We start from the raw sequence: 21436 nt of genomic DNA, 5'->3' as shown, positions 1-21436 counted from the left end.
GCGGATCGTCCGGGCGTACATGGACGCCGTCCCGTCCGGCAGCCACCTGTTCCTCTCGCACTTCTGCCGCTCGGGCCCCGAGTCGGAGGAGCTGGAGAAGACCTTCCTGCACTTCCTCGGCACCGGCCGCTTCCGCACCCCGGAGGAGATCGCCGTCTACATGGACGGCCTGGACATGGTCGCCCCCGGCCTGGTCTACCTCCCCGAATGGCGCCCGGACGCCCCGCTCGACCACGAGCTGTCGATCAGCGAGCGGCTGATGGTGGGAGCCATCGCCCGCAAGCCGTAACCCGCGGGCCGCAGCCCGCGCGTCCCGGTTTCAGCAACGCTTGTTGCCCGTTCGGAGGGCCGGGGATCAGCCTGAGTCGTAGTCGATCACTACGACTCAGGAGAACCCCCCATGCCGAAGAAGGCCACCACCTCCCGCGCGGGACGCACCGTCCCGGACGCCGCGCCATCGAGAGCGCTGCCGCTGCCGGTGTACCTGCTCGCGTTCAGCCTGTTCGCGATGGGCAGCACCGAGTTCCTCGTCGCGGGCGTGCTGCCGCACATCGCCGACGACCTGCGCGTCTCGCTGCCGTCCGCCGGATGGATGATCTCCACGTTCGCGATCGGCGTGGTCCTCGGCGGGCCGCCGCTGGCCGTCCTGACCCTGCGCTGGCCCCGGCGGACGACCCTGGTCACCGCCCAGCTCGCCTTCGCCGCCTGCCTCGCGGCCGGCCTGCTCGCAGGCGACTACGCCGTCCTGCTGGCGACGCGGTTCGCCTGCGGGCTGGCCTACGCCGGGTTCTTCGCGGTCGCGACGGTCACCGCGGTCGCCCTCGTCCCGCCCGACCGGACGGCCCGCGCGTCCGGCGTGGTCGTCAGCGGGCTCAGCCTGGCGATGGTGCTCGGCGGCCCGGCGGGCGCGCTGCTCGGCCACTTCACCGGATGGCGCGGCGGCTTCTGGGTCATCGTCGCGCTCACCGCGACCGGCGCGCTGCTGACGCTCGCCGCCGTGCCGGCGACCCGTGCGGCGGCCGAGCCGAGCGTCCGCCGCGAACTGCGGGTGCTGAGCCGTCCGGGCCTGTGGGTCGTGTTCGCGGCGACGCTGCTGAGCACGGCGTCCTACATGGTCACCTACAACTACCTCGCGGCCCTGCTCACCGACGTCACGGGCATTCCGGACGTGTGGGTCCCGGCCGTCCTGACCCTGTTCGGCGTGGGCGCGTTCGCCGGCCTCACCGTCGGCGGACGCATCTCCGACGGCCGTCCGCACCGCGCGCTGCTCACCGGAGCGCTGGGCATCGCCGCGGTCTCGGCGCTGCTGGCGCTGCTCGCTTCGCATCCCGTCGCCGCGGTCGTGCTCGTCCCGATGCTCGGGGTCGCGGGCTTCGTCCTGAACCCGGCGCTCTACGCCCGCGTGTTCGCGATCGCGGGCGAGGCGCCCACGCTCGCCGGCGCCACCACCGTCTCGATGTTCCAGCTGGGCATCAGCCTCGTCCCGCCCGTCGCGGGCGCCGTCCTCAACGCGGGCTCGGGCCTCGCCGCCATCCCCTGGACCGGCGCGGCCCTGGCCCTCCTCACCCTCGCCGCCGCCCTCCTCGACCGCGCCAAAAGTTGATCTTCCGGACATGCCGACCGAACGGTCACTAGACTCGTCCGCCATGCCCGGATATATCCGTACCGAGGAGTTCCACGGCCTGCCCGTCGCGGAATTCAACCCGGAAGGCCATCGGCAGATCGTCCGCCCGGGAGTGGCCTGGCGGCTCTCCGCCGCGATCTCTGGGCCGCCCGAGTTCGGGGAGACCTTCGAAAGCTTCCTGAAGCGGGTCGACTCCACGCAGGTCACCGCGCTGCTCGTCGCCTTCACCGGTTTCGACGGCCCGTCCGCCGCCGAGCATCTCCTGGACAGCGCGGACCGCTTCCCCAACCTGCGCGCGCTGTACCTGGGCGACGAGCAGGACTTCCCCCTCATCTGGCAGGACGACATCACCCCCGTTCTCGAACGCTTCCCGCTGCTGGAGCGGCTGGACGTCCGCGGAAGGCAAGGGCTGGAGCTGCAACCCTTCCGCCATGAGGCTCTGAGAACGTTCCGGGTGGAGTCATGCTGCCTGCCGTCCGGAGTGCTGGACGCGATCTCGAACAGCGATATGCCCGAACTGGAACACCTCGACCTGTGGCTGGGCGTCGACAACGTAGCCGGTCCGGCCGACCTGGAACAGCTCGCGAGCGGCGCACGACTGCCGTCACTGCGGCGTCTCGGCCTTCAGAACAGTGACCGCCAGGACGAGGTGGCCGAGGTGATCTCGTCTGCTCCCGTCGTGGCCCGCCTGGAGGCGCTGTGTCTCGCGCGGGGTACTCTCACCGACCTGGGGGCCGGGCACCTGCTGTCCGGCCGGCCGCTCACCCGCCTGCGGCAGCTGGACCTCCACCACCACTACCTGTCCGACCACATGATGCGACGGCTTCGGGACTCGCTTCCGGACACCGAGATCGATCTCGGCGACGGGCGCGGCGAGTACCACGGGCCTTTCGAGGACGAGACCTACCACTACGTCGCAGACGGGCGGGACTTCTAGCCGACGACGCGGAAGCGTTCCGCGACGATGAGGGTTTCGTCGTCGATGTCGGGGACGTGGCCGAGGAACTCGGCGACGCCTTCGCTCTGGAAGAACTCCTCGTGGGCCTTCCGCCATTCGGCGGCGTTCGCGTAGCCGCGGCCCTCGGCGCGGGCGAAGTCGTCGTCGATCTCCTTGATGGGGACGACGCGCACCTCGGTGAGCTCGATCGTGAGCGCCGGGAGGCCGTCCGAGTCCAGCACGGCGAAGCGCTGCCCTTCCTCCGGCAGCGGCTCGCCGGCGTGCTCGTAGATCTCCATGAGGCCGGTCAGGGCGGTCTTCCGGCCGTCCTCGATCGCCGCCACACCGCGGTCCCGCTCCGGGCCGGGGAAGGCGAGTTCGAGCGCCGGAAGTTCGTCGTTCTCCATCGTCGAAGCCTATGCGGCCCCGATTCCGGTGATCGCGTTCAGGGGGTCTCGTAGCGGGCGACGGACGGCGGGTCTCCGGGTGCCCAGAGCTTCATGAGGGGCTCGATGAGCTTGGTGTACTGGGTGCGTTCCACTTCCTGGTGCCGGTCGAGCAGGGCCTGGTCGGTCCAGCGTTCCAGGATGACCAGCTTGTCCGGGGCGTCGAGGCTCTGGAACAGCTCGTACTGTTCGCAGCCTTCCTCTTGCTGGACGGCGCTGCGCAGGGTGTTGAACGCGGCGGCGAACTCGTCCGCCCGTCCGGGCGCGACGTGGATGGTGACGACGTGGTGTACGGCCATGTGTCCTCCCGCCGCACACGCTAGCGGTCAGTTGAGGGACAGGGCTATGCCGCTGCCGATGCCCAGGACGAGTGTCAGGGCGGTCGCCAGGTAGGCGACCATCGCCGCCGGACGGGACGGAACCGGGCCCTCGTCCGCGCGCGCGAAGCACGGGACGATCCAGCGCAGGTAGTAGAAGACGCTGGCGACCGTGTTCACGGCGGCGACGACGGCGAGCCAGGTGTAGTGGCCGTCGAGGGCCGCGCCCAGCATCAGGACTTTTCCGACGAAGACGGCCGTCGGCGGTGTGCCGATCAGGCCCAGCAGGCAGATGACCAGCGACAGGACGAGCAGCGGCGAGCGGGGCGCGAGCCCGCGGTAGTCGCCGATGCGGTCGCGTCCCACGGCGACCACGACCGCGAAGGCGCCCAGGTTCGTCAGGGCGTAGGCGGCGATGTAGTAGAGCAGGGCGGGCTCGGCGAGGTCGGTGCGTCCGGCCATCGCGACCGGGACGAGCAGGTACCCCGCCTGGCTGATGGTCGAGTAGGCCAGCAGGCGGCGGACGTTGTCCTGTCCGAAGGCGGCCAGGTTGCCCAGCGTCATCGTCGCGGTCGCGACCAGCGCGAGGGTCAGCGCCCAGGAGTGCGGCGTGACCTCCGCGCCCAGGCGGAAGAGCGCGGCGAACGCTCCGATCTTGGGGATCGTCGTGACCAGCGCCGCCACGACCGGGGACGCGCCTTCCGCCACGTCCGGAACCCAGAAATGGGCCGGGACGCCGCCTGCCTTGAACAGCAGGCCCGCCACCAGCAGGATGGCGCCGACCGTCACGACCGTGTTGTCCGGCAGGTTCCGCCCGAGCGTCTCGTAGGACGTGCCGCGTCCGAGGCCGTAGAGCAGCGTCACGCCGGTGAGCATGAGCAGGCCGAAAAGCGCGCCCATCAGGTAGTACTTCAGCGCGGCCTCGGTGCCCTGGGCGTCCTTCCCGAACCCGGCCAGCGCGTACGACGGGATGCTCGCCAGCAGGTAAGCGGCCACCAGCACCAGGAGATCGGACGAAGCGCCCAACGCGACCGTGCCCAAAGCCGTGAAGACCGTCAGCACATGGAACTCGGTCTCGCGGCGGTGCCCGCGCAGCGGTTTGAAGGCCAGCGCCATGACGAGCAGCGTCGAGCCCAGCACGGTCACGCGCGTGACGTGCGTGACCGGGTCGAGCATGAACGCGTCGAACGTCATCACGCGCGGCCCCGGCACGGCGAACGCCGCCGACACCAGGCCCGCCAGAACCCCGAGCGCGCAGACCAGGACCGCGGCCCACTGCCGCTGCCGCGGGACGAACATGCCGGTCAGCAGGCCGAGGACGGCGCCGAGCAGCGTGCACAGCTCCGGCAGCAGGTCGGCCGGGTTCTCGCGCATCACCGGGCGACCAGCGCGATCACCGCGGACGGCACGGGCTCGACCAGGTCCAGCAGGAACCGCGGCGCGATCCCGATGACCACCGCGAGCGCGAGCAGCGGGACGATCGCCGCGCGCTCGGCCCGTCCGGCGTCGGTCACCTCGGCGGTCAGGGTCCCGGGCGTCCCCAGCAGGACGCGCTGCAGCACCCGCAGGAACAGCGCGGCCGTGATCAGCACGCCCAGCACCGAGATCCCGCCCGCGACGGCCGCGCCCGTCGTGCCTGCACCGATCACGCCGGTGAAGATCTGGAACTCGGCGATGAACCCGGACAGACCCGGCAGCCCGAGCGAGCCGAACGACGCGACGGCGAGCATCCCGGCGAAGACCGGCGCGGCCTTCGCCACGCCGCCGTACTCGTCCATGTCGTAGGACGACGTGCGGTCGTACAGGACCCCGCACAGCAGGAACAGCGCGCCCGTGAGCAGGCCGTGGCTGACCATCTGCGTGACCGCGCCCGTCACCGCCAGCCGCCGGGCCGCCCCGTCCCCGGCGAGACCGGCCGCGCCGACCGCGAGGACGATGTAGCCCATGTGGTTCACCGACGTGTACGCGACCAGGCGCTTGAGGTTGCGCTGCGCCAGCGCGACGAGCGCGCCGTAGACCACGCTCACCACGCCGACGATGACGATCACCCACGCGTAGCGGCGCCAGGCGTCCGGGAGCATCGGCATCGCGATCCGGACGAACCCGTAGGTGCCCATCTTCAGCAGCACGCCCGCCAGGATCGCGGACCCGGCGGCGGGCGCGTCGGTGTGCGCGGGCGGCAGCCACGTGTGGAACGGGACGGTCGGCGTCTTCACCGCGAGCCCGACGGCGATCGCGAGCAGGACGAGATCGGCCAGGCCCGGCGAACCGGCGAGCGGCGGGTTCCGCGCCAGCTCGACCATGTCGAACGTCTTCGGGGACGAGCCGAGGTACAGGCCGATGAAGCCCAGCAGCAGCGCCAGCGACCCGAAGAAGGTGTAGAGGAAGAACCGCAGCGCCGAGCGCAGCCGGTCGCCGTGCCCCCAACCCGCGATGACGAAGTACATCGCGACGATCGACAGGTCGAAGAACACGAAGAACAGCAGCAGGTCCAGGGCCGCGAACAGGCCGAGGCTGACCGTCTCCAGGAACAGGAACAGCGCCGCGAACGTCCGCGCCCGCTGCGTCCGCCGCGCCTGCTTCAGCGAGTACACCGCGCAGCACAGGAACAGCAGGGCGGTGAGGGCGAGCAGCGGCAGCGACAGGCCGTCCACGCCGAGGTGGTATCCCGCCCGGACGGACGGGATCCAGCGCGCGTTCTCCTCGTAGCCGACGCCGGGGTCGTCGTAGCCGATCCAGAGCCCGGCGACGAGCGCCAGGTCGGCGGCGGACGCGGCGACCCACGTCCAGACGGCGGCCCGGTCGCCCAGGCGCAGCAGGAAGAGCGCGAGCGCGGCGGCCAGCGGGAGGAAGATCACGAGGGAGAGCACGGTCACCCGACCAGAACGACGACGAGGGCCAACACGACGAGGAGGACGGCGGCCTGGGCGTAGTAGGTGTGCACCTGGCCGGTCTGCGGGCGGCGGGCGAGGGCGCCCAGCCGCCGGACGGCGCGGCCGAGGCCGTCCACCAGGCCGTCCGCGGGGAACTCCAGCCGACGCGACGCGACGGACGCGGCGGCCCGTCCGCCCGCCGCGACCATCCGGACCGCGCCGTCCAGCACGCGGTCGTCGAACCGGGCGAGCGCTTCCGCGAACGCGAGCACGGGCCGCGCCACGAGCCGGTCGGCCGCCCGTTCCAGGTAGAACCAGTTCGCGGCGACCCTGAGCTCAGGGACGGGACGCCGCGACACCGCAACGGCCACCACCAGGGCGATCGCACCGGAAAGCAGCAGCTCGACCGCCGTGGGACCGTGCTCTCCGGACGCGCCGAGCAGCCTTTGCCACGGTCCAAGGACGCCGGGCAGCGCGACGATCCCGAAGCCCGCGCCGATCGCCGCCAGCACCGGCATCGGCAGGAGTTCGGCGAGGCCGACGTGCCGCGTCCCGCGCTGATCGGTGTCGTCCCTGGTCAGCGCGTCCTCGGGGCGCCACACCGCGACGAGGGCCTTCACCGAGTACGCCGCCGCGAGGACGCCCGCCGCCAGCCCCACGGCGTACAGCGGCGTCGGCGCGGACGCCAGGACGACGTCCTTCGTCACCCACAGCGACAGCGGCGGAAGCCCGGCGAGCGCCAGGGCGCCCGCGCCGAACGTGACGCCGACGAGCCGGAACCGGCGCGCCGCGCCGTGCAGTTCGCCGAGATCCTTGGTGCCGAGGGCGGTGAGCCAGGCTCCGGCCCCGAGGAAGAGCAGGCACTTCACGGCCGCGTGAGCGACGAGCTGCGCCGCCCCGCCCGCGACCGAACCGACGCCCGCCGCGAGCACCATGAACCCGATCTGCGCGCAGGTCGAGGCGGCCAGCAGCTGCTTGAGATCGCGCTGCGCGACGGCGACCGCGCCCATGACCAGCGCCGTGAGCGCGCCGACCCAGGCGACCAGCGCCTCCGCCCACCCGGTCGCCTCCAGCAGCGGATGGACGCGGATCAGCAGGTACGCCCCGGCCGCGACCATCGTCGCCGAGTGCAGCAGCGCCGACACCGGGCTCGGACCCGCCATCGCCCGCGACAGCCAGAACGAGAACGGCAGCTGCGCCGACTTCCCGAACGCCGCCAGGACGATCCCGGCGGCGACCAGGTCGCGCCAGGGGGACGCCGCGTCCGCGAGCGCGCCGAGCGAGAGCGAGTGCGTGCCCGCGACCGCGCATCCGGCGGCGAAGTACAGCCCGAGGTCACCGGCGCGGGTCGTCAGGAACGCGACGTTCGCCGACTCCACGCGCTCGGGGTCGTGCCACCAGAACCCGATCAGCGCGTAGGACATCGCGCCCATGACCTCCCAGGCCATGAGCAGCACCGCCAGATCGGACGCCGTGACCGTCACGAGCATCGCCCCGGCGAACACCAGCATCAGCCCGAAGAACCGGGCGCGCGGCTCGTCCGCGCCGATGTCCCCGGCCGCGAAGACCAGCACGGCGAGCGCGGCGGACGCCACGGTCAGCACCATCACCGCCGACAGGCCGTCCACGTGCAGGCCCGCCGGAAGCCCGGCGAACAGCGGGAACGTCACCTTCGGGCGCTGTGCCGCCGCGGCGACCGCGAGGACGAGCGTGCCGAGCGCGACGAGGACGCCGGCCAGGGGCGCGATCCTGTCCGCGCGGCGTCCGGCCAGCAGGAGGAGCGCCCCTGCGGCCAGGGGAAGGACGGGCAGCGCCCAGGCGAGCGCGCTCATCCCTTGAGATCCGATGCGTCGTCGGTGACGTCCACGTCCCGGGCGCGGAACAGGGCCGTCACCACGGCGAAGCCCATGGCCATCTCCAGCGCCATCACGGTCACCGCGACGAGCACGAGGACCTGGCCGTCCGCCGAGCCGGGCGCGACGTAGAACCAGAACGCGCCACCGGCCACGACCAGGCCGTTCACCATGAGCTCCAGGCCCATCATCAGCATCACGACGGACTGCTGCGACAGCGCCCCGTACAACCCGACCGCGAACAGCGCTGCCGCGAGCAGCAGGAACGTCTCCAGGTTCACGCCGCACCCCCGTGCCCGTGGTGCTCATGCGCGTGGTGCTCGTGCGCGTCCTGGGGCTGCGGCTCGTGCTCGTGTTCGTCCTGGTCGTAGCGGCCGCGGTGGGTGGCGAGGACGACGGAGGCGATCATGGTGGCCAGGATGGCCAGCCCGATCACCATCATGACCAGCATCTTCGGGCCCATGAGCGCCTCGCCCAGCGCGCGCGTCGGGTCGGCCGGCGGCGCGCCCTCGCGGTGCGGCCAGCGGACGGTGAGGATCCCGCCCGCCAGCAGGACGAAGACGCCGGCGGAGATGCCGAGCGCGTTGCGGTGGTTGTGCACCATCGTCATCGGCATGAGCCCGGCCGGGTTCATCATGTACATGATCATGAAGACCGCCATCACCAGCATCTCCATGATCATCATCAGCACCACCAGGACGCCCAGGTAGTGCAGGTCGATGAGCAGCAGCACCGCGCCGACGCAGAGGAAGGACGCGAGCAGCGCGAAGGTGGCCCGCGCCATCGAGTCGACGACGAACACCGCCGCTCCGGTGCCCACGGAGAGCACGGCGAGGATCCAGAACGCCGCGTCACGCCACATCTCGGTTCCTCCTCACAGCGCGATCAGGCTGGTGACCAGCAGTTGCAGGAGCGTGGGGGGGATCAGGACCGTCCACGCGAAGCCCATGAAGCGGTCCATGCGCAGGACCGGCACGCGGTGGCCCGCCCATACGAGCGCGGCCAGGACGGCGAGCGTCTTCACCAGCGTCCAAAGCCACGCCGGGAGCAGCGGTCCCGCTCCCCCGCCCAGGAACAGCGGGACCGTGGCGGCAGCCGCGACCGCGAGCATCGCGTAGCGTCCCGCCAGGAAAACCAGTCGATCGGCTCCGGACAGCTCGGCCATCGCGCCACCTGCCAGATCGCGTCCGACCGGGGACGCCAGCGGACCCCAGAACGCCATCGCCAGCGCGGACAGCAGGTACACGGCGAACGCGACCGGCATCTGCACCGCGAACCAGAGCCCATGCTGCGCGGACACCGCGTCCGCGAAGCGCAGCGACTCCGCGCCGACGCCGACCGTGATCAGCGCGAACATGTGCGGCAGCTCGTACGCGAGCCCCTGCGCGATGATCCGGTAGCCGCCGACCAGCGAGTACGCGGAGTTCACGCTCCAGCCCGCGAGCCACACTCCCGCCCAGACCGCGACCTCGGCCGCGTTGAACCACACGATCCCGATGGACGAGTCGGACGCCGCGTCCGCCCCGCCCAGCGGCAGGACGGCCGCCGCGAGCACCGCCGCCACCGGAAGAACCGCGATGCCGGTCCGTCGCAGCAGGCGGTCAGCGGCGAGAGTGTTCCTCCGCTGCCGGACGAGCAGCCGCGCGGCCTCGCGCAACGGCGCGTCCCAAACGCGCCAGGCGCCGGGACTCCCTGCGGCGGACGCGGCGAGGACGGCGTCGAACGCCGCCGCCGCGAACGCCAGAAGCGCCACGAGCAGCGGGACGACCAGCACGGACTCAGACATGCGTCACCTCCGCGCCCTCGGTCTCGGGGTCGAGCGCGGCGACGATCAGCCGCACCGCCGCGACGTCCACGCCGACGAGCAGTTCGCCGAGCGGAGCGGGATGCCTGGCGGGAGGCGTCTCTCCGCTGATCCCGGCGAGCAGGTCGGACATGCGCGTCCAGGCGTTGAAGTCGCCGAGGCGGACGTCCTGGAGCATCCAGCGCAGCGTGCGGGAGCGCCGCGTCCGGCGGACGAACTTCTCGATGCGGGCGGGTTCGGCGCGTCCGTCGAGCATCTCGTCACGCAGCAGCCGAGCCTGGGCGGCCTGGCCTGTCCATCCGGCAACGGAGAGCAGGCGCGCGAGTGAGTCAAGGCGGGCGGCCGGGACGTTCGACTCGTCCCAGAAGCGCTCGCCGCCCGCGCCGCCGCCGAGGGTCTCGACCTCGGCCGCCTGCACGACGTCCCCTTGCAGGGTCAGCGTCACGCGAAGCCCGGCGGGCCAGTCCGCGAGCACCGGCCCGAACGGAACGTGCAGAACATCCAGCTTGAGCCCGTCCCGGTCCGGCGCCCGACCCGCCATCGCCAGCCCGTGCGGCGCCCCCATCATGTGATGCTCATGACCCCCGCCATGCCCCTCATGCCCGCCATGCCCACCCATGTCACCGTGGTCCATCCCGGCATGTCCCATCCCGTGCCCCATGCCTTCATGACTCATGGAGTCGTGACCCATGGCGGCGTGGTCCTCGGGTTCTTCGGCGGTGAAGGACGTGCGGGTGGCGGCGTCGTGGAGTTGGGTCGGCTCGTCGGCCAGGTCGGCGGACGGGGCGTCCAGCGCGGCCAGGACGCCGGACGGGTCGAGGGCGTCGGCGCGGGCGCGCGGGCCGGGCATCTCGTCCCACACCGTGTCGATCGCCCGCGCCAGCCCGTGGCCCGGGCTCCCGCACACCACGAGCAGGTCGGCCTCAGCGGGCGACAGCGCAGGGCGCCAGCCGCGGTGCCGCAACTCCGCCTCGGCGGCGAGCCGCACGGCGGTGAAGCCGGGGACGGGCACGACGAGCGGGCGCGGGCGGCGGGCCGCGTAGCGGAGCAGGACGCCTCTCAGGCCCATCGGAACGCGCCTTCCCGCCACGCGTACAGGACGCCGACCAGCAGCAGCGCGAGGAAGCCGAACATCTCGACGACGGCCTTCGGCCCGACGGACGTCACGACCAGCGCCCACGGGTACATGAAGACCATTTCCATGTCGAAGGCCAGGAAGACCATCGTGACCACGTACCAGCGGACGTGGTAGCGCGACACGGCGTGCTCGGCCGGAAGCCCGCCGGACAGGTAAGGCCCGGCGACCGGCGAACCGGGCAGGGCGGTGAACGCCGACACCGCGTACGCGGCGCACACGAGCGCGGCGGCGAGGCCGAGCAGCGCGAGCGCGGCGACGAACGGCTGCATCCGCGCTCCCCTCCGGCCTCCCGGCCATCCAGCGGTCCCGGGGTGGCGGACAACGCCGCCACGTCGGGAAATGTCCCTATGCCTCTACCCGGCATCCGTATGCCGTACCGGCAGCGAGTATGTCCTACACAGTGTCGGAGGTACAAGTCCGAGGTCAACGCGCCGGACGGTGCGGAAGATCACTCGGGGGCGCGGTCAGCTGAGCAGGCCGCGGCGGTAGCCCTCGGCGACGGCCGAGGCGCGGTCGCGGACGCCGAGCTTGCCGTAGATGTGCAGCAGGTGCGTCTTGACCGTGGCCTCGCTGACGAACAGCTCGCGCGCCGCGTCCCGGTTCGTCGCTCCGCTCGCGACGAGTTCGAGCACCTGGCGCTCGCGGGCGCTGAGCGCCTGGTCGGACGGCCGCCGGACGCTCGCCATCAGCCGTCCCGCGACCGACGGGGACAGCACGGACTCGCCCCGGTGCGCCGCCCGGACGGCCCGGACGAGTTCCTCGCGCGGCGCGTCCTTCAGCAGGTAGCCGGTCGCGCCCGCCTCGATCGCGGGCAACACGTCGGAATCGGAGTCGAACGTGGTGAGCACGAGGACCCGCACGTCCGGACGGGTCGCGCGGAGCCGCGCGATGGCCTCGACACCTCCGGTGCCCGGCATCCGCAGGTCCATCAGCACGACGTCGGCGCGGTCCGCGAGCTCGACGGCCGCCGCGCCGTCGGCGGCCTCGCCGACGACCTCGAAGTCCGGCACGGCGCCGAACACGCCGCGCAGGCCGTCCCGGACGACGGGATGGTCGTCCACGATCAGCAGCCGGATCACCGGGTCCCCTCCCCCGCCGGGACGGCGGGCGCGGTCGCGTTGACCGCCGTCCCCTCGCCCGGCGCGCTCTCCACCGACAGGCCGCCCGCGACGCGCAGCATCCGCTGCCGCATGGACGACAGGCCGAAACCCTCGCCGGACACCCCGTCCGGGACGAAGCCGACGCCGTCGTCGCGCACGTCGAGCAGCACGACGTCGTCCAGGTAGGACAGGGTGAGCCCGACGCGGCCGGCCGAGGCGTGCTTGGCGACGTTGGTCAGCGCCTCCTGCGCGACGCGGAACAGCGCGACCTCCACGTCCGGGTGCAGCGGGCCCGGTGTCCCGGTCGTCTCGACGCTGATCGGGACGCCCTGCGAGGCCGCCCAGCGCTCGCTCATCCGGCCGATCGCCTGGGGCAGCAGCGCCTGCTCCAGCGGCTGCGGCCGCAGCGCCTGGACGGACCGGCGGGCCTCGGTGAGGTTCTCGCGGGCCAGCGCCTGGGCCTGCCGGGCGTACCGGTCCCATTGGCCGGGGTTCTGCAGGGCGGCTTCGAGCTGGGCGACGATGCCGGTGAAGCCCTGCGCGAGCGTGTCGTGGATCTCCCGGGCCATCCGCGCCCGCTCGTCCAGCGCCCCGGCCTCGCGCGCCTGGGTGAGGAGCTGCGCGTGCAGCCCGGCGTTCTCCTCCAGGGCCGCTTCGAGCCGCGCGTTCGCCTCGGTCAGCTCGTCCAGCATCTCCCGCTGCCGGGCGTTCTGCTCGCCGAGCCTGCTGGTGAGGAGCACGAGCCCGCCGCCGATCGCGGTGCCCGCCAGGCCGAAGACGGCGTAGAGCGGGAGCATCCGGACGGTCAGGTTCTGGAAGCCGCCGATGTAGGTGGCGGCGACCAGGAACGCGGTGGCGGTGACACCGATGTAGCGGCCCCGGCCGGGCAGCCATCCGGCCTGGAGGTAGCCCGTCCAGGCGAACAGGCCGAAGAGCGTGGACCGCCAGAGCAGCAGGCCGAACAGGACGAGCAGCCCGGCGAAGTAGACCCAGGCCGCCGCCGACCGCGACGCGACGACCGGCCGGAGCGTCGCCATCCCGAGCATCCAGGCGGCCGCGAGGGCGGCGAGGCCGAGCGTGGTCAGCGCGCCCGCCGCGCCACCGGGCTCGACGAGCATCGCCAGCAGCGTCGAGGCGGCGAGCGCGACGTAGAGAACGGCGTGGACCAGCCGGCCCCGCCACCGTTCCCAATCCGTCATCGTGCCTCCCACCTGAAGAACCTCACCGCCGCCACCAGGGCCAGCACAGCGTACGCGGCGAGCGCGGCGAGCTGCGCGGGGCGGGGGTCGAGGCCCTGCCAGGAGTCCCGGACCGTCTTCAGCGTCGCGCCGAGCGGGGTGAAGTCGCCGACCGCGCGCATCGCGGCGGCCTCCTTCTCGCGCGGGATGTACACGCCGCCGAGGAGCATGCTCGGGAAGAACAGCACCATCCCGAAGGCCGTCCCGGCGCGTCCGCTGGGCGCGACCGCGGCCACGACCAGCCCGATCCCGAACAGCGCGCCCATGCCGAGCAGGACGGCCAGGACGAACCAGCCGAACCGGACCGGAACCGGGGTGCCGAAGAGCGCCGAGCCGAGCAGCACGACCGTCGTGACGGACACCACCGCCGACGCGGACATGATGATCAGCTGGGCGAGCAGGAGCCGGGACGGCCGGACCGGCGTGGTCCCGAGCCGCCGCAGCACGCCCTTCTCCCGGTAGTCCGAGATCACGCTCGGCAGGATCGTGAAGCCGAGCACGACCAGGACGAGCCCGACGTCGATCGACGCGATGTACTCGGCCGCGCTCTGCCCGGCCAGGTCCTTGCTGCCCTTCGTCCCGCCGGGCATGTAGCCGAACCCGAGCAGCAGCGCGACGGGCAGCGCCATGACCAGCGCGGGCCCGACCATCTCTCGGACGAACAGCCGGAACTCCATCAGGGTGATCTTGGTCAGCATCTCAGCTCTCCAGGGTGCGCCCGGTGAGGGCGGCGAAGGCGTCGTCCAGGCTCGTCCGCTCGACCCGCAGGTCGGCGGCGATGATCTGGTTGCGGGCGAGGACGGAGGTGACGGCCTGGAGCACCTCGGCCGTCCCGGTGACCACGAGCCCCTCGCCGCGCCTGACCACCGACCGGACCTCGGGCAGGTCGCGCAGCAGCGCGTCGGGCACCGGGCGGGACGGCCGGAACCGGATGCACTGCTCCGGCTCGACGCGGGCGACGAGCCCGGCGGGGCTGTCCACGGCGACGACGCGTCCGGCGTCGATGACGGCGAGCCGGTCGCAGAGCCGCTCGGCCTCCTCCATGAAGTGGGTGACGAGCAGGACGGTCACGCCGCGCTCGCGGATCCGCTCGACCATCGCCCAGGTGTCGCGGCGGGCCTGTGGGTCGAGCCCGGTGGTCAGCTCGTCCAGGACGGCCACCTTCGGATCGCCGATGAGGGCGAGCGCGATCGACAGCCGCTGCTGCTGCCCGCCGGAGAGCTTCGCGAAGCGGGTGCCGCTCTGGCTTGTGAGGTCGAGCAGGTCCATCAGCTCGGCCGGGTCGGCGGGACGGTTGTAGAACGAGGCGTAGAGGTCCAGCGCCTCGCGCACCGTGATGCGGTTCGGCAGGCGGCTCTCCTGGAGCTGCGCGCCGAGCCGGGCGCGGACCTCGGCGGCGTCGCGGACGGGGTCGAACCCGAGCACCGACACGGTTCCGGCGTCGGGCCGGCGCAGGCCCTCGACGCACTCGACCGTGGTGGTCTTGCCCGCGCCGTTCGGGCCGAGGATCCCGAAGACCTCGCCCTCCTCGACCGCGAACGACACGTCCTGGACCGCGACCTTGCGGCGGTAGCGCTTGTGGAGGTTGCGCACCTCGATGATCGGCATCTTCTCCCCGTTTCGGCTGGCGACCGGACCGCCTTGACCGGTCCGCCCGGTCGGCGATGGGTTCGATGATGCGGCGCGGGCGGCGCCCGGCGGATCGACCGGTCCGGCACGAACGCGGTGGATCCCGTTATCCACCGATCGGTGGATGCCGCCGGCCGCGCGGTCAGCCGGTTTCGCGCGAGCGGTTGATACCTCCGCGCCACTTGACCGCCGGACGGCCCGTTCAATTCGTCCCGATAAAACCGGACGAAACTACCGGTCCGCTTTACTCGGAGGACACATAAGAATGTCCGGGACCGGATGCGGACACGTTATCAGGTGGCCCTTTGAGGAATGCGTTAAGTAAGCTCCGCAGTGGCAGTCAGCCAACGAGTAAAGAACGATCGACCGTCGGTCGTTCTACCTCCTGAAAGGAGCGCCGCCAATGCGCTACCAGGCCCCCGAGCTCACCCGGCTCGGCAACTTCACCCAGGTCACGCTCGGCCACCCCAGCTGGGGCTTCGAGTGGGACGGCCACTGCGTCTACTTCAACTGCGTGGGCGACTGACCCGCTAGGGCTCCGCTCCGGCCCGGACTGATCGGAGCGTGAAACCCGGGGCGCCGGCACCGGAATTCCGGTGCCGGCGCCTCACTGGCCGAGAACGCGAAAGCCTTTCTCTGCATCCGAGAGCCTCTCTCCTCTTTCGAGCAATTCCACCCACCGCCGCCTGCACCGGGAATTCGTCGTGCGCTTTATCGTGCTTCCCGACCGTCCGGTCGGGCCCGCCGCCTCCGCCCTCGCGGCCGGCGGCTCCGCTCCCCCGCTCCGGCACCCGTCCGGCCGCCTCTGGATCGCGGGCGACTGGTCGCCCGCGGAGATCCGGTACGCCGCGCTCGGCAGCCGCGCCGCCGTGCTGTTCGGGCCGTCCACCGCGACCGTCCGGAGCCTGAAGCGGATGCTCGCCCGGGCCCGGACGCCCGCCGAGGTCGCCTCGGCGGCGCGCGCGTTCGGCGGCTGCTTCCACCTCGCCGTCAGCATGGACGGGAGCTCCTGGGTCCAGGGGTCGCTGTCGTCCGCGCGGCAGGTCTTCCACGCGCGGGTCGCGGGCGCGGTCGTCGCGTCCGACCGGCCCGAACCGCTGGTGCGGGCGCTCGGCGCGACCGTCCGCGACGAGCTGCTCGCCGTCCGGATGATCGCGCCGTGGACGCCGTGGCCGCTCTCCGAGGAGAGCCTGTGGCACGGCGTCGAGTCCCTGCCCGCCGGCCGCGCCCTGGAGGTCGACCCGGACGGCCGGGGACGGGTCGTCCGCTGGTGGCGGCCGCCCGAGCCGCGGCTCTCGCTTCCGGAGACGGCGGCCCTCGTGCGCGAGGCGCTGCGCGACGGCGTACGCGCGCGCGTACGAGACGCGGACGTCGTCAGCGCCGACCTGTCCGGCGGCATGGACTCCACGAGCCTGTGCTTCCTCGCCGCCAAGCACACCGGCCGGCTCGTCACGTCCCGGATGGAGGCGAACGACCGGGCCGACGAGGACGGCACGTGGGCCGACCGCGCCGCCGGGATGCTGCCCGGCGAGCACCTGGTGTTCCGCCGCGGGACGACCCCGGCGTGGTTCACCGGCGTCCTCGACCACACCGACGACCTTGAGGAGCCGTATGCATGGATCCGGACGCGGGCCGCGCTGCTCGCTACCGCGCAGCGCGTCGCCGCGCGCGGTTCGAGCGTCCACCTCACCGGGCACGGCGGTGACGAGCTGTTCCTGGCCAAACCCGTCCACCTGCGGGAACTCGCCCGGCGGCGGCCGCTGGCGGCCGTCCGGCACCTGCGTGCGTACCGCGCGCTGTACCGCTGGCCGATGGGACCGATGCTGCGCGGGCTGAAGGAGGACGCCTCGTTCGGCGAGTGGCTCGCGGCGTCCGCGGGCGCGCTCGCCGCGAAGCCGGGGTCGGCGGCGTCCGCGCCCGCGTTCGGCTGGGGCCTCGGCGGGATCATGCCGCCGTGGGCGACCCCGGACGCGGTCGAGGCGGCGCGCGCCGTGCTGCGCGACGCGGCCGGGCGGACCCTGCCGCTCTCGCCCGAGCGCGGCCAGCACTCCCTCATCCAGGACGTCCGCGGATGCGGCGCGACCATCCGGCACGCGGCGCGCATCACCGGCATGCCCTGGGAGGCGCCCTACCTGGACGACCGCGTCGTGGACGCCGCGCTGTCCCTGCGCTACGAGGAGCGCGTGGACCTGACCCGGTACAAGCCCGTCCTCTCCCACGCCCTGCGCGGGCTCGTGCCCCCGGAGTTCCTCGGCCGCACGACCAAGTCCGAGTACGGCGCGGAGGCGTACCGCGGCCTCCGCGAGAACCGCGACGACCTGCTGTCCCTGTGCGAGGACTCCTACCTGGCCCGGCAGGGCCTGGTGGACGTCCACGACCTGCGCCGCGCCCTGACCGTCCCGCCGCCGACGGCCCTCGGGTTCGTGCCGCTGGTGAGCACGGTCGCCTGCGAGGTCTGGGCGCGGTCGCTCGCGGTGCGCGCGGGCGGCGTCCGAACCAGCGAAGGAGAGCTCGCATGACGATGCCCATGACGTTGGAGCCGACCGGGCGGGTGCCCTGGCGGCGCAGGCTCGCGGCGCGGCTCGCGGTAGCGGTCGCGCGTCCGGTGTCGGCGCTCCCGCCCGCCAAGTTGCGGGCGGTGCTGGCGGCCGTGAGCAAGGGCGCGCGTCCCGCCGGCGCGGACCGGGCGGAGGCCGCGCGGGCGGCCGTGGTCACGGTCAGCGTCCGCTGCGCCGGGCAGGTGTGCCTCCAGCGGTCGGTCGCGACCGCGCTGCTCTGCCGCCTCGGCGGGACGTGGCCGGACTGGTGCACCGGCGTCCGGCTGCACCCCTTCAAGGCGCACGCCTGGGTGGAGGCCGAGGGCCGCCCGATCGGCGAGAACGCCGAGGTCGGCGCCTTCGCCAAGGTGCTGGTCATCTCGGCGGGCCGCCGGTGACGGCCGCCGCGGCGCTCATGCCCGCCGCCGCGCCGGGAGCGGCGCTGGGGTTCGCGCAGGGCGCGGTGGTGTTCGTGTTCGGGTACGCGTGCTTCACCAAGGTCCGGGACGGCGAGGGGTTCGGGAACTTCGTCCGGACGGTCCGGAGGCTCACGATGCGGGACGGGCGCGCGATCACGGTGCTCGCCGCGGCGTTCGCGTGCGCGGAGGCGGCGGCCGCCGTGCTGACCGCGCTGCCGGCGACCGCGTTCGCCGGGTTCGTCCTGGCCACGGGGCTGCTGGCGTTCTTCATCGGGGTCGTCGTGCGGGCGGTGCGCGGCCGGGTGTTCGCCGAGTGCGGCTGCTTCGGCGGGCACAGCTCAGCGCTGAGCTACCCGCTGATCCTGCGGAACGTCCTGCTGCTGGGGTTCTCGGTGCCCGGCCTGCTGATCTCGGCCGTGCGCGCGCCGGACCTTTCGGTTCCGGCCGCTCTCGCGGCGGCGGTCGGCGTCACCATCGCGTTCCTGCTGGTCAGGTACTACGACACGATCGTGCGGCTGGTACTGCTGCGGCTGTTCCCGGACGTCCGCGCGTCCCGGCAGGAGGCTTCATGACGTCGGCGATCGGGACAAAGGCGGCGTCGGCCACCGGGACGGACGCGATCGAGACGTTGGCGATCGGCAAGCGGTTCGGGCCGGTCGTCGCCCTCGACGGCGTGGACCTGACCGTGCCGCGCGGGACCGTCCTGTGCCTGCTCGGCCACAACGGCGCCGGCAAGAGCACCCTCGTGGACGTCCTGACCACGCTCGCCCGGCCGACGTCCGGCACCGCGCGCGTCGCCGGGTTCGACGTGCTGGCCGAGCCGCACAAGGTCCGCCGCCGCATCGGCGTGACCGGGCAGTTCGCTGCCCTGGACGACCGGATGACGCCGCGCGCGACGCTCGTCCTGCTCGCCCGCCTGCATGGCCTCGGCCGCCGCGCCGCGCACGCCCGCGCGGACGAGCTGCTGGAGCGGTTCGGCCTGGCCGAGGTCGCCGCGCGGGCGCTGCGCGCCTGCTCGGGCGGCACCCGCCGCCGCCTCGACCTCGCCGCCGGCCTCACCGGACGGCCCGAGGTCGTCGTCCTGGACGAGCCGACCGCCGGGCTCGACCCGGTGTCCCGGCTCGCGCTGTGGGACGTCGTCCGGGGCCTCGCGCGGGACGGCGCGGCGGTGCTGCTGACCACCCAGGACCTCGCCGAAGCGGACCGGCTCGCCGACACGATCGCCGTGCTGCGTCGCGGGCGGGTCGTCGCGTCCGGCACGCCCGGCGAGCTGAAGGCCAGGGTCGGGAGCCGCTCGGTGACGGTCCGTCCCGCCGACCCCGCCGCGGCCGAGCAGGCGCTCCGCGCGGGTGGCATCACCCCGGCACTGGATCCCGCGCGCGGCACGCTGACCGTCCCCGCCGCCTCGTCCCGGCAGGTCAGCGACGTCCTACGCGCCCTGGACGCAGCCGGCATCGACCCCGGCGACCTCACCCTGAGCGAACCGGGCCTGGACGAGGTCTACCTAGCCCTAGCCACCCCTGACAGCGCGGGCTCAGCGCGCGACGACTCGGTTCGGGGGGCGGCGTGACGGCGGTGGTGGGGCGCGGCGGCGGGCGCGCGGGGCGTTCGCGCGGCGGCGGTGCGTCCGTGGCGACGCAGATGTCCGTCCTGACCGTGCACACCGTCCGGACGCTATTGGCCGACCGGCGGCTCCTGCTGATCACGCTGCTGGAGCCGCTGCCGATGCTGCTGGTCTTCGGCCAGGCGCTCTCGGGCCTGGCCCGCGTCCCCGGGTTCCCTCGGGGCGTCGCGTACATCGACTACCTCGTCCCGGCGCTGATGGTGACGACCGCCCTCCAGTCTGGCCTCCAGTCGGCGACGCGCCTCACCGACGACCTGCGCGGCGGGCTCGTCTCGCGCTTCCGCGCGATGCCGCTGTGGCTGGGTTCGGTGCTGGTGGCGCAGAGCGCGACCGGCCTGGTCCGCGGTGTGCTCCGCCTGGCGACGCTGGTCGGGCTCGCGTGGGCGGTCTTCGGCTACCGCTGCCGGGGCGGGCCGCTCGCGCTGCTGCTCGCCGTCACCGTCGCGCTGGCCGTGGCGTGGGCGCTGGGCTGGGCGTTCATGGCGCTGGCCTGCTGGTTCCGGCGCGCCGAGACCCTCCAGGCGGCGGCGGGGCTGGCGATGTTCCCGCTGATGTTCGCCTCGAACGCGTTCCTGCCCGTCGCGGCGCTGCCGCCGTGGCTCCGCGTCGTCGCGCAGGTGAACCCGCTCACGCACGGCGTCGCCGCCGTCCGCGCCCTGACGCTGGGGCGTCCCGCGCTGCCCGCCGTCGCCGCGACCTTCGCCCTTGCCCTGCTGGTGACGGCGGTCGCCGCACCGATCGCCATCCGAGGCGTCCGCCGGACCGCCTGACCGTCTCCAACCCCCGAGGAGCACGCATGACCGTCCGACTCCCCGATCACATCTCCCTCGTCTCCGTCCCCGGCCCGGAGGACGGCGACCGTCCGGCCGCCGTCCTGCTCGACGGGCGCACCGGCGAGTACTGGCAGCTCAACGGCACCGCCCACCTCATCTTGAGGACGCTCCTGGACGGCGCGTCCCGCACCGACACAGCCCGCGCCCTCGGCACCGCCCACCCCGAGGCCGCCGCCCGCGCCGATTCGGACGTCCGCGACATCATCACCCGCCTCACGACAGTCGGCCTTCTGGAGGTGAGCTGACGCGCCTTACAGCTCCGGTTCCATCGGCCCCTGGTCAAGGCGGAAGGGCGGGTAGACGTCGGTGAGCAGCAGCACATACGCCGACACTCGCAGGCTCCACCGGTTCAGCCCCATCAGCAGGTGGAACAGGCCGCGCGGGTAGCGCCCCGTGAACAGCAGCGCGAACACCACGATCAGCACGACGGCGCCCATCAGGCCGGGCGACCGCCACCCGCTGCTCGCGTGCGCCGAGTACACACCGGCACCGCTGAACGCCGCCAAAACCAGGTAGTGCGGGATCGCCAGCAACCACCACTTCACCAGCACCAGCCCGCGCGAGAGGTGCTCCGGATAGGCGACGCGGAGGCGGGCTGGATAGTCCGGAGCCTCGCCCAGGGTGAACGGCGGGTACCGGTCGGTCGCGAGGACGCCGTAGCCGTAGTAGGTCACCCGCCAGTTCCAGCGCAGCACGCCGACCGTGAAGTCGAACAGCCCGCGCGGGTAGCGCCCGTTGACCAGGATCGCGAAGAACGCGATCACCGACACCGGCACCACCGCGACCCAGAGGACGAACAGCACGATGTAGTGCGGGATCAGCAGCAGCCACTTCACGATCCACAGCGCCCGCGAGGGCGTCGGGTCCGGCGTCCCCTCCACCAGGAGGGGACGCGCGGGCGGCGCGGCGGGAGGAGCGGGCGGCGGCATCGGCGGTGGAAAGTTCATGGGAGGGCCTCCCTGCTTGCTCGGTCGCTTGAGAGTGCGCCCGAGCGGGCCTCCAGGGAAGTCCGCCTGACCTGGTCCGGCCAGCCCGTTCCACCAAGGCGGCAGCGTTCAGGAGTC

At 73.0% G+C, this 21436-nt stretch carries 25 protein-coding genes; 10 read left to right on the top strand and 15 right to left on the bottom strand.

Translation table 11 applies throughout. The features are described from left to right. The 3 genes from FHU30_RS45450 to FHU30_RS45440 all read left to right on the top strand — a co-directional run. A partial coding sequence (locus tag FHU30_RS45450) for an SAM-dependent methyltransferase (RefSeq protein WP_253883946.1) occupies positions 1-289 on the top strand: 289 nt, incomplete at its 5' end. Between the two features lie 111 nt (positions 290-400). Further along, positions 401-1603, top strand: a complete 1203-nt coding sequence (locus FHU30_RS45445) for an MFS transporter (RefSeq protein WP_253883945.1) — start codon at positions 401-403, stop codon at positions 1601-1603. Between the two features lie 43 nt (positions 1604-1646). Further along, positions 1647-2561 carry a leucine-rich repeat domain-containing protein gene (locus tag FHU30_RS45440; protein WP_253883944.1) on the top strand — a complete coding sequence of 305 codons (915 nt, stop codon included), beginning with the start codon at positions 1647-1649 and terminating at the stop codon, positions 2559-2561. Here the strand turns inward: FHU30_RS45440 and FHU30_RS45435 are convergent. The 14 genes from FHU30_RS45435 to FHU30_RS45370 form a co-directional block, all read right to left on the bottom strand. After that, the gene (locus FHU30_RS45435) at positions 2558-2968 is read right to left on the bottom strand and encodes an ASCH domain-containing protein (RefSeq protein WP_253883943.1); all 411 of its coding nucleotides are present in this window, start codon (positions 2966-2968) and stop codon (positions 2558-2560) included. The genes FHU30_RS45440 and FHU30_RS45435 overlap by 4 nt on opposite strands. Before the next feature lie 38 nt (positions 2969-3006). Next, the gene (locus FHU30_RS45430) at positions 3007-3306 is read right to left on the bottom strand and encodes a putative quinol monooxygenase (protein ID WP_253883942.1); all 300 of its coding nucleotides are present in this window, start codon (positions 3304-3306) and stop codon (positions 3007-3009) included. 27 nt (positions 3307-3333) lie between these two features. After that, positions 3334-4698, bottom strand: coding sequence for an NADH-quinone oxidoreductase subunit N (locus FHU30_RS45425; RefSeq protein ID WP_253883941.1), 1365 nt, complete (start codon positions 4696-4698; stop codon positions 3334-3336). Beyond that, complete coding sequence (locus tag FHU30_RS45420) at positions 4698-6200, bottom strand: complex I subunit 4 family protein (RefSeq protein WP_253883940.1); 1503 nt, start codon at positions 6198-6200, stop codon at positions 4698-4700. Before FHU30_RS45420 ends, FHU30_RS45425 begins: the two co-directional genes overlap by 1 nt. Further along, entirely contained in the window at positions 6197-8029 is a 1833-nt protein-coding gene (locus tag FHU30_RS45415; protein WP_253883939.1) for an NADH-quinone oxidoreductase subunit 5 family protein, read from the bottom strand. The genes FHU30_RS45420 and FHU30_RS45415 overlap by 4 nt, the downstream gene beginning before the upstream one ends. After that, entirely contained in the window at positions 8026-8331 is a 306-nt protein-coding gene (gene nuoK, locus FHU30_RS45410; protein WP_253883938.1) for an NADH-quinone oxidoreductase subunit NuoK, read from the bottom strand. Before nuoK ends, FHU30_RS45415 begins: the two co-directional genes overlap by 4 nt. Next, a complete protein-coding gene (locus tag FHU30_RS45405) occupies positions 8328-8912 on the bottom strand; it encodes an NADH-quinone oxidoreductase subunit J family protein (RefSeq protein WP_253883937.1) in 585 nt (194 codons plus the stop codon). Before FHU30_RS45405 ends, nuoK begins: the two co-directional genes overlap by 4 nt. A 12-nt stretch (positions 8913-8924) precedes the next feature. Beyond that, on the bottom strand, positions 8925-9836 hold the full coding sequence (locus FHU30_RS45400; protein ID WP_253883936.1) for a complex I subunit 1 family protein: 912 nt from the start codon (positions 9834-9836) through the stop codon (positions 8925-8927). Beyond that, the gene (locus FHU30_RS45395; RefSeq protein WP_253883935.1) at positions 9829-10923 is read right to left on the bottom strand and encodes a hypothetical protein; all 1095 of its coding nucleotides are present in this window, start codon (positions 10921-10923) and stop codon (positions 9829-9831) included. The genes FHU30_RS45400 and FHU30_RS45395 overlap by 8 nt, the downstream gene beginning before the upstream one ends. Beyond that, positions 10914-11261: an NADH-quinone oxidoreductase subunit A gene (locus FHU30_RS45390; RefSeq protein ID WP_253883934.1), complete on the bottom strand. Its 348-nt coding sequence runs from the start codon at positions 11259-11261 to the stop codon at positions 10914-10916. Before FHU30_RS45390 ends, FHU30_RS45395 begins: the two co-directional genes overlap by 10 nt. Before the next feature lie 195 nt (positions 11262-11456). Then, positions 11457-12071, bottom strand: a complete 615-nt coding sequence (locus FHU30_RS45385) for a response regulator (protein WP_253883933.1) — start codon at positions 12069-12071, stop codon at positions 11457-11459. Next, positions 12068-13291, bottom strand: coding sequence for a sensor histidine kinase (locus tag FHU30_RS45380; RefSeq protein ID WP_253883932.1), 1224 nt, complete (start codon positions 13289-13291; stop codon positions 12068-12070). The genes FHU30_RS45385 and FHU30_RS45380 overlap by 4 nt, the downstream gene beginning before the upstream one ends. Next, positions 13288-14028 (bottom strand): ABC transporter permease, encoded by a 741-nt coding sequence (locus FHU30_RS45375; RefSeq protein ID WP_253883931.1) that lies wholly within the window; start codon positions 14026-14028, stop codon positions 13288-13290. The genes FHU30_RS45380 and FHU30_RS45375 overlap by 4 nt, the downstream gene beginning before the upstream one ends. 1 nt (position 14029) lies before the next feature. Continuing rightward, positions 14030-14938, bottom strand: a complete 909-nt coding sequence (locus FHU30_RS45370; protein ID WP_253883930.1) for an ABC transporter ATP-binding protein — start codon at positions 14936-14938, stop codon at positions 14030-14032. A 424-nt stretch (positions 14939-15362) separates the two neighbouring features. On the opposite strand from FHU30_RS45370, the gene FHU30_RS45365 reads away from it, so the two are divergent. The 7 genes from FHU30_RS45365 (at position 15363) to FHU30_RS45335 (ending at position 20617) form a co-directional block, all read left to right on the top strand. Then, positions 15363-15485 carry a lasso RiPP family leader peptide-containing protein gene (locus FHU30_RS45365; protein WP_253883929.1) on the top strand — a complete coding sequence of 41 codons (123 nt, stop codon included), beginning with the start codon at positions 15363-15365 and terminating at the stop codon, positions 15483-15485. Between the two features lie 178 nt (positions 15486-15663). Continuing rightward, on the top strand, positions 15664-17478 hold the full coding sequence (locus FHU30_RS45360) for an asparagine synthase-related protein (protein WP_253883928.1): 1815 nt from the start codon (positions 15664-15666) through the stop codon (positions 17476-17478). Next, the gene (locus FHU30_RS45355; RefSeq protein ID WP_253883927.1) at positions 17475-17894 is read left to right on the top strand and encodes a lasso peptide biosynthesis B2 protein; all 420 of its coding nucleotides are present in this window, start codon (positions 17475-17477) and stop codon (positions 17892-17894) included. Before FHU30_RS45360 ends, FHU30_RS45355 begins: the two co-directional genes overlap by 4 nt. Next, positions 17891-18487: a MauE/DoxX family redox-associated membrane protein gene (locus FHU30_RS45350; protein WP_253883926.1), complete on the top strand. Its 597-nt coding sequence runs from the start codon at positions 17891-17893 to the stop codon at positions 18485-18487. Before FHU30_RS45355 ends, FHU30_RS45350 begins: the two co-directional genes overlap by 4 nt. Next, positions 18484-19485, top strand: a complete 1002-nt coding sequence (locus tag FHU30_RS45345) for an ATP-binding cassette domain-containing protein (protein ID WP_253883925.1) — start codon at positions 18484-18486, stop codon at positions 19483-19485. The genes FHU30_RS45350 and FHU30_RS45345 overlap by 4 nt, the downstream gene beginning before the upstream one ends. A gap of 59 nt (positions 19486-19544) precedes the next feature. Continuing rightward, the gene (locus FHU30_RS45340) at positions 19545-20309 is read left to right on the top strand and encodes an ABC transporter permease (RefSeq protein ID WP_253883924.1); all 765 of its coding nucleotides are present in this window, start codon (positions 19545-19547) and stop codon (positions 20307-20309) included. A gap of 26 nt (positions 20310-20335) precedes the next feature. Further along, entirely contained in the window at positions 20336-20617 is a 282-nt protein-coding gene (locus FHU30_RS45335) for a lasso peptide biosynthesis PqqD family chaperone (protein WP_253883923.1), read from the top strand. Between the two features lie 6 nt (positions 20618-20623). On the opposite strand, the gene FHU30_RS45330 is transcribed toward FHU30_RS45335, so the two are convergent. Further along, complete coding sequence (locus tag FHU30_RS45330) at positions 20624-21319, bottom strand: DUF4389 domain-containing protein (protein ID WP_253883922.1); 696 nt, start codon at positions 21317-21319, stop codon at positions 20624-20626. Positions 21320-21436 lie beyond the last annotated feature (117 nt).

The sequence above is a fragment of the Actinomadura rupiterrae genome, from assembly GCF_024172125.1.
Taxonomy (GTDB): domain Bacteria; phylum Actinomycetota; class Actinomycetes; order Streptosporangiales; family Streptosporangiaceae; genus Spirillospora; species Spirillospora rupiterrae.
This window is presented reverse-complemented; position numbering and strand designations above follow the sequence as displayed.

Bases quoted from the DNA above. Each gene is read 5' to 3' on its own strand.
- FHU30_RS45445 (WP_253883945.1), top strand. From the start codon at position 401: ATGCCGAAGAAGGCCACCACCTCCCGCGCGGGACGCACCGTCCCGGAC.
- FHU30_RS45440 (WP_253883944.1), top strand. From the start codon at position 1,647: ATGCCCGGATATATCCGTACCGAGGAGTTCCACGGCCTGCCCGTCGCG.
- FHU30_RS45435 (WP_253883943.1), bottom strand. From the start codon at position 2,968: ATGGAGAACGACGAACTTCCGGCGCTCGAACTCGCCTTCCCCGGCCCG.
- FHU30_RS45430 (WP_253883942.1), bottom strand. From the start codon at position 3,306: ATGGCCGTACACCACGTCGTCACCATCCACGTCGCGCCCGGACGGGCG.
- FHU30_RS45425 (WP_253883941.1), bottom strand. From the start codon at position 4,698: ATGCGCGAGAACCCGGCCGACCTGCTGCCGGAGCTGTGCACGCTGCTC.
- FHU30_RS45415 (WP_253883939.1), bottom strand. From the start codon at position 8,029: ATGAGCGCGCTCGCCTGGGCGCTGCCCGTCCTTCCCCTGGCCGCAGGG.
- FHU30_RS45405 (WP_253883937.1), bottom strand. From the start codon at position 8,912: ATGTGGCGTGACGCGGCGTTCTGGATCCTCGCCGTGCTCTCCGTGGGC.
- FHU30_RS45400 (WP_253883936.1), bottom strand. From the start codon at position 9,836: ATGTCTGAGTCCGTGCTGGTCGTCCCGCTGCTCGTGGCGCTTCTGGCG.
- FHU30_RS45395 (WP_253883935.1), bottom strand. From the start codon at position 10,923: ATGGGCCTGAGAGGCGTCCTGCTCCGCTACGCGGCCCGCCGCCCGCGC.
- FHU30_RS45390 (WP_253883934.1), bottom strand. From the start codon at position 11,261: ATGCAGCCGTTCGTCGCCGCGCTCGCGCTGCTCGGCCTCGCCGCCGCG.
- FHU30_RS45380 (WP_253883932.1), bottom strand. From the start codon at position 13,291: ATGACGGATTGGGAACGGTGGCGGGGCCGGCTGGTCCACGCCGTTCTC.
- FHU30_RS45375 (WP_253883931.1), bottom strand. From the start codon at position 14,028: ATGCTGACCAAGATCACCCTGATGGAGTTCCGGCTGTTCGTCCGAGAG.
- FHU30_RS45370 (WP_253883930.1), bottom strand. From the start codon at position 14,938: ATGCCGATCATCGAGGTGCGCAACCTCCACAAGCGCTACCGCCGCAAG.
- FHU30_RS45365 (WP_253883929.1), top strand. From the start codon at position 15,363: ATGCGCTACCAGGCCCCCGAGCTCACCCGGCTCGGCAACTTCACCCAG.
- FHU30_RS45355 (WP_253883927.1), top strand. From the start codon at position 17,475: ATGACGATGCCCATGACGTTGGAGCCGACCGGGCGGGTGCCCTGGCGG.
- FHU30_RS45345 (WP_253883925.1), top strand. From the start codon at position 18,484: ATGACGTCGGCGATCGGGACAAAGGCGGCGTCGGCCACCGGGACGGAC.
- FHU30_RS45335 (WP_253883923.1), top strand. From the start codon at position 20,336: ATGACCGTCCGACTCCCCGATCACATCTCCCTCGTCTCCGTCCCCGGC.
- FHU30_RS45330 (WP_253883922.1), bottom strand. From the start codon at position 21,319: ATGAACTTTCCACCGCCGATGCCGCCGCCCGCTCCTCCCGCCGCGCCG.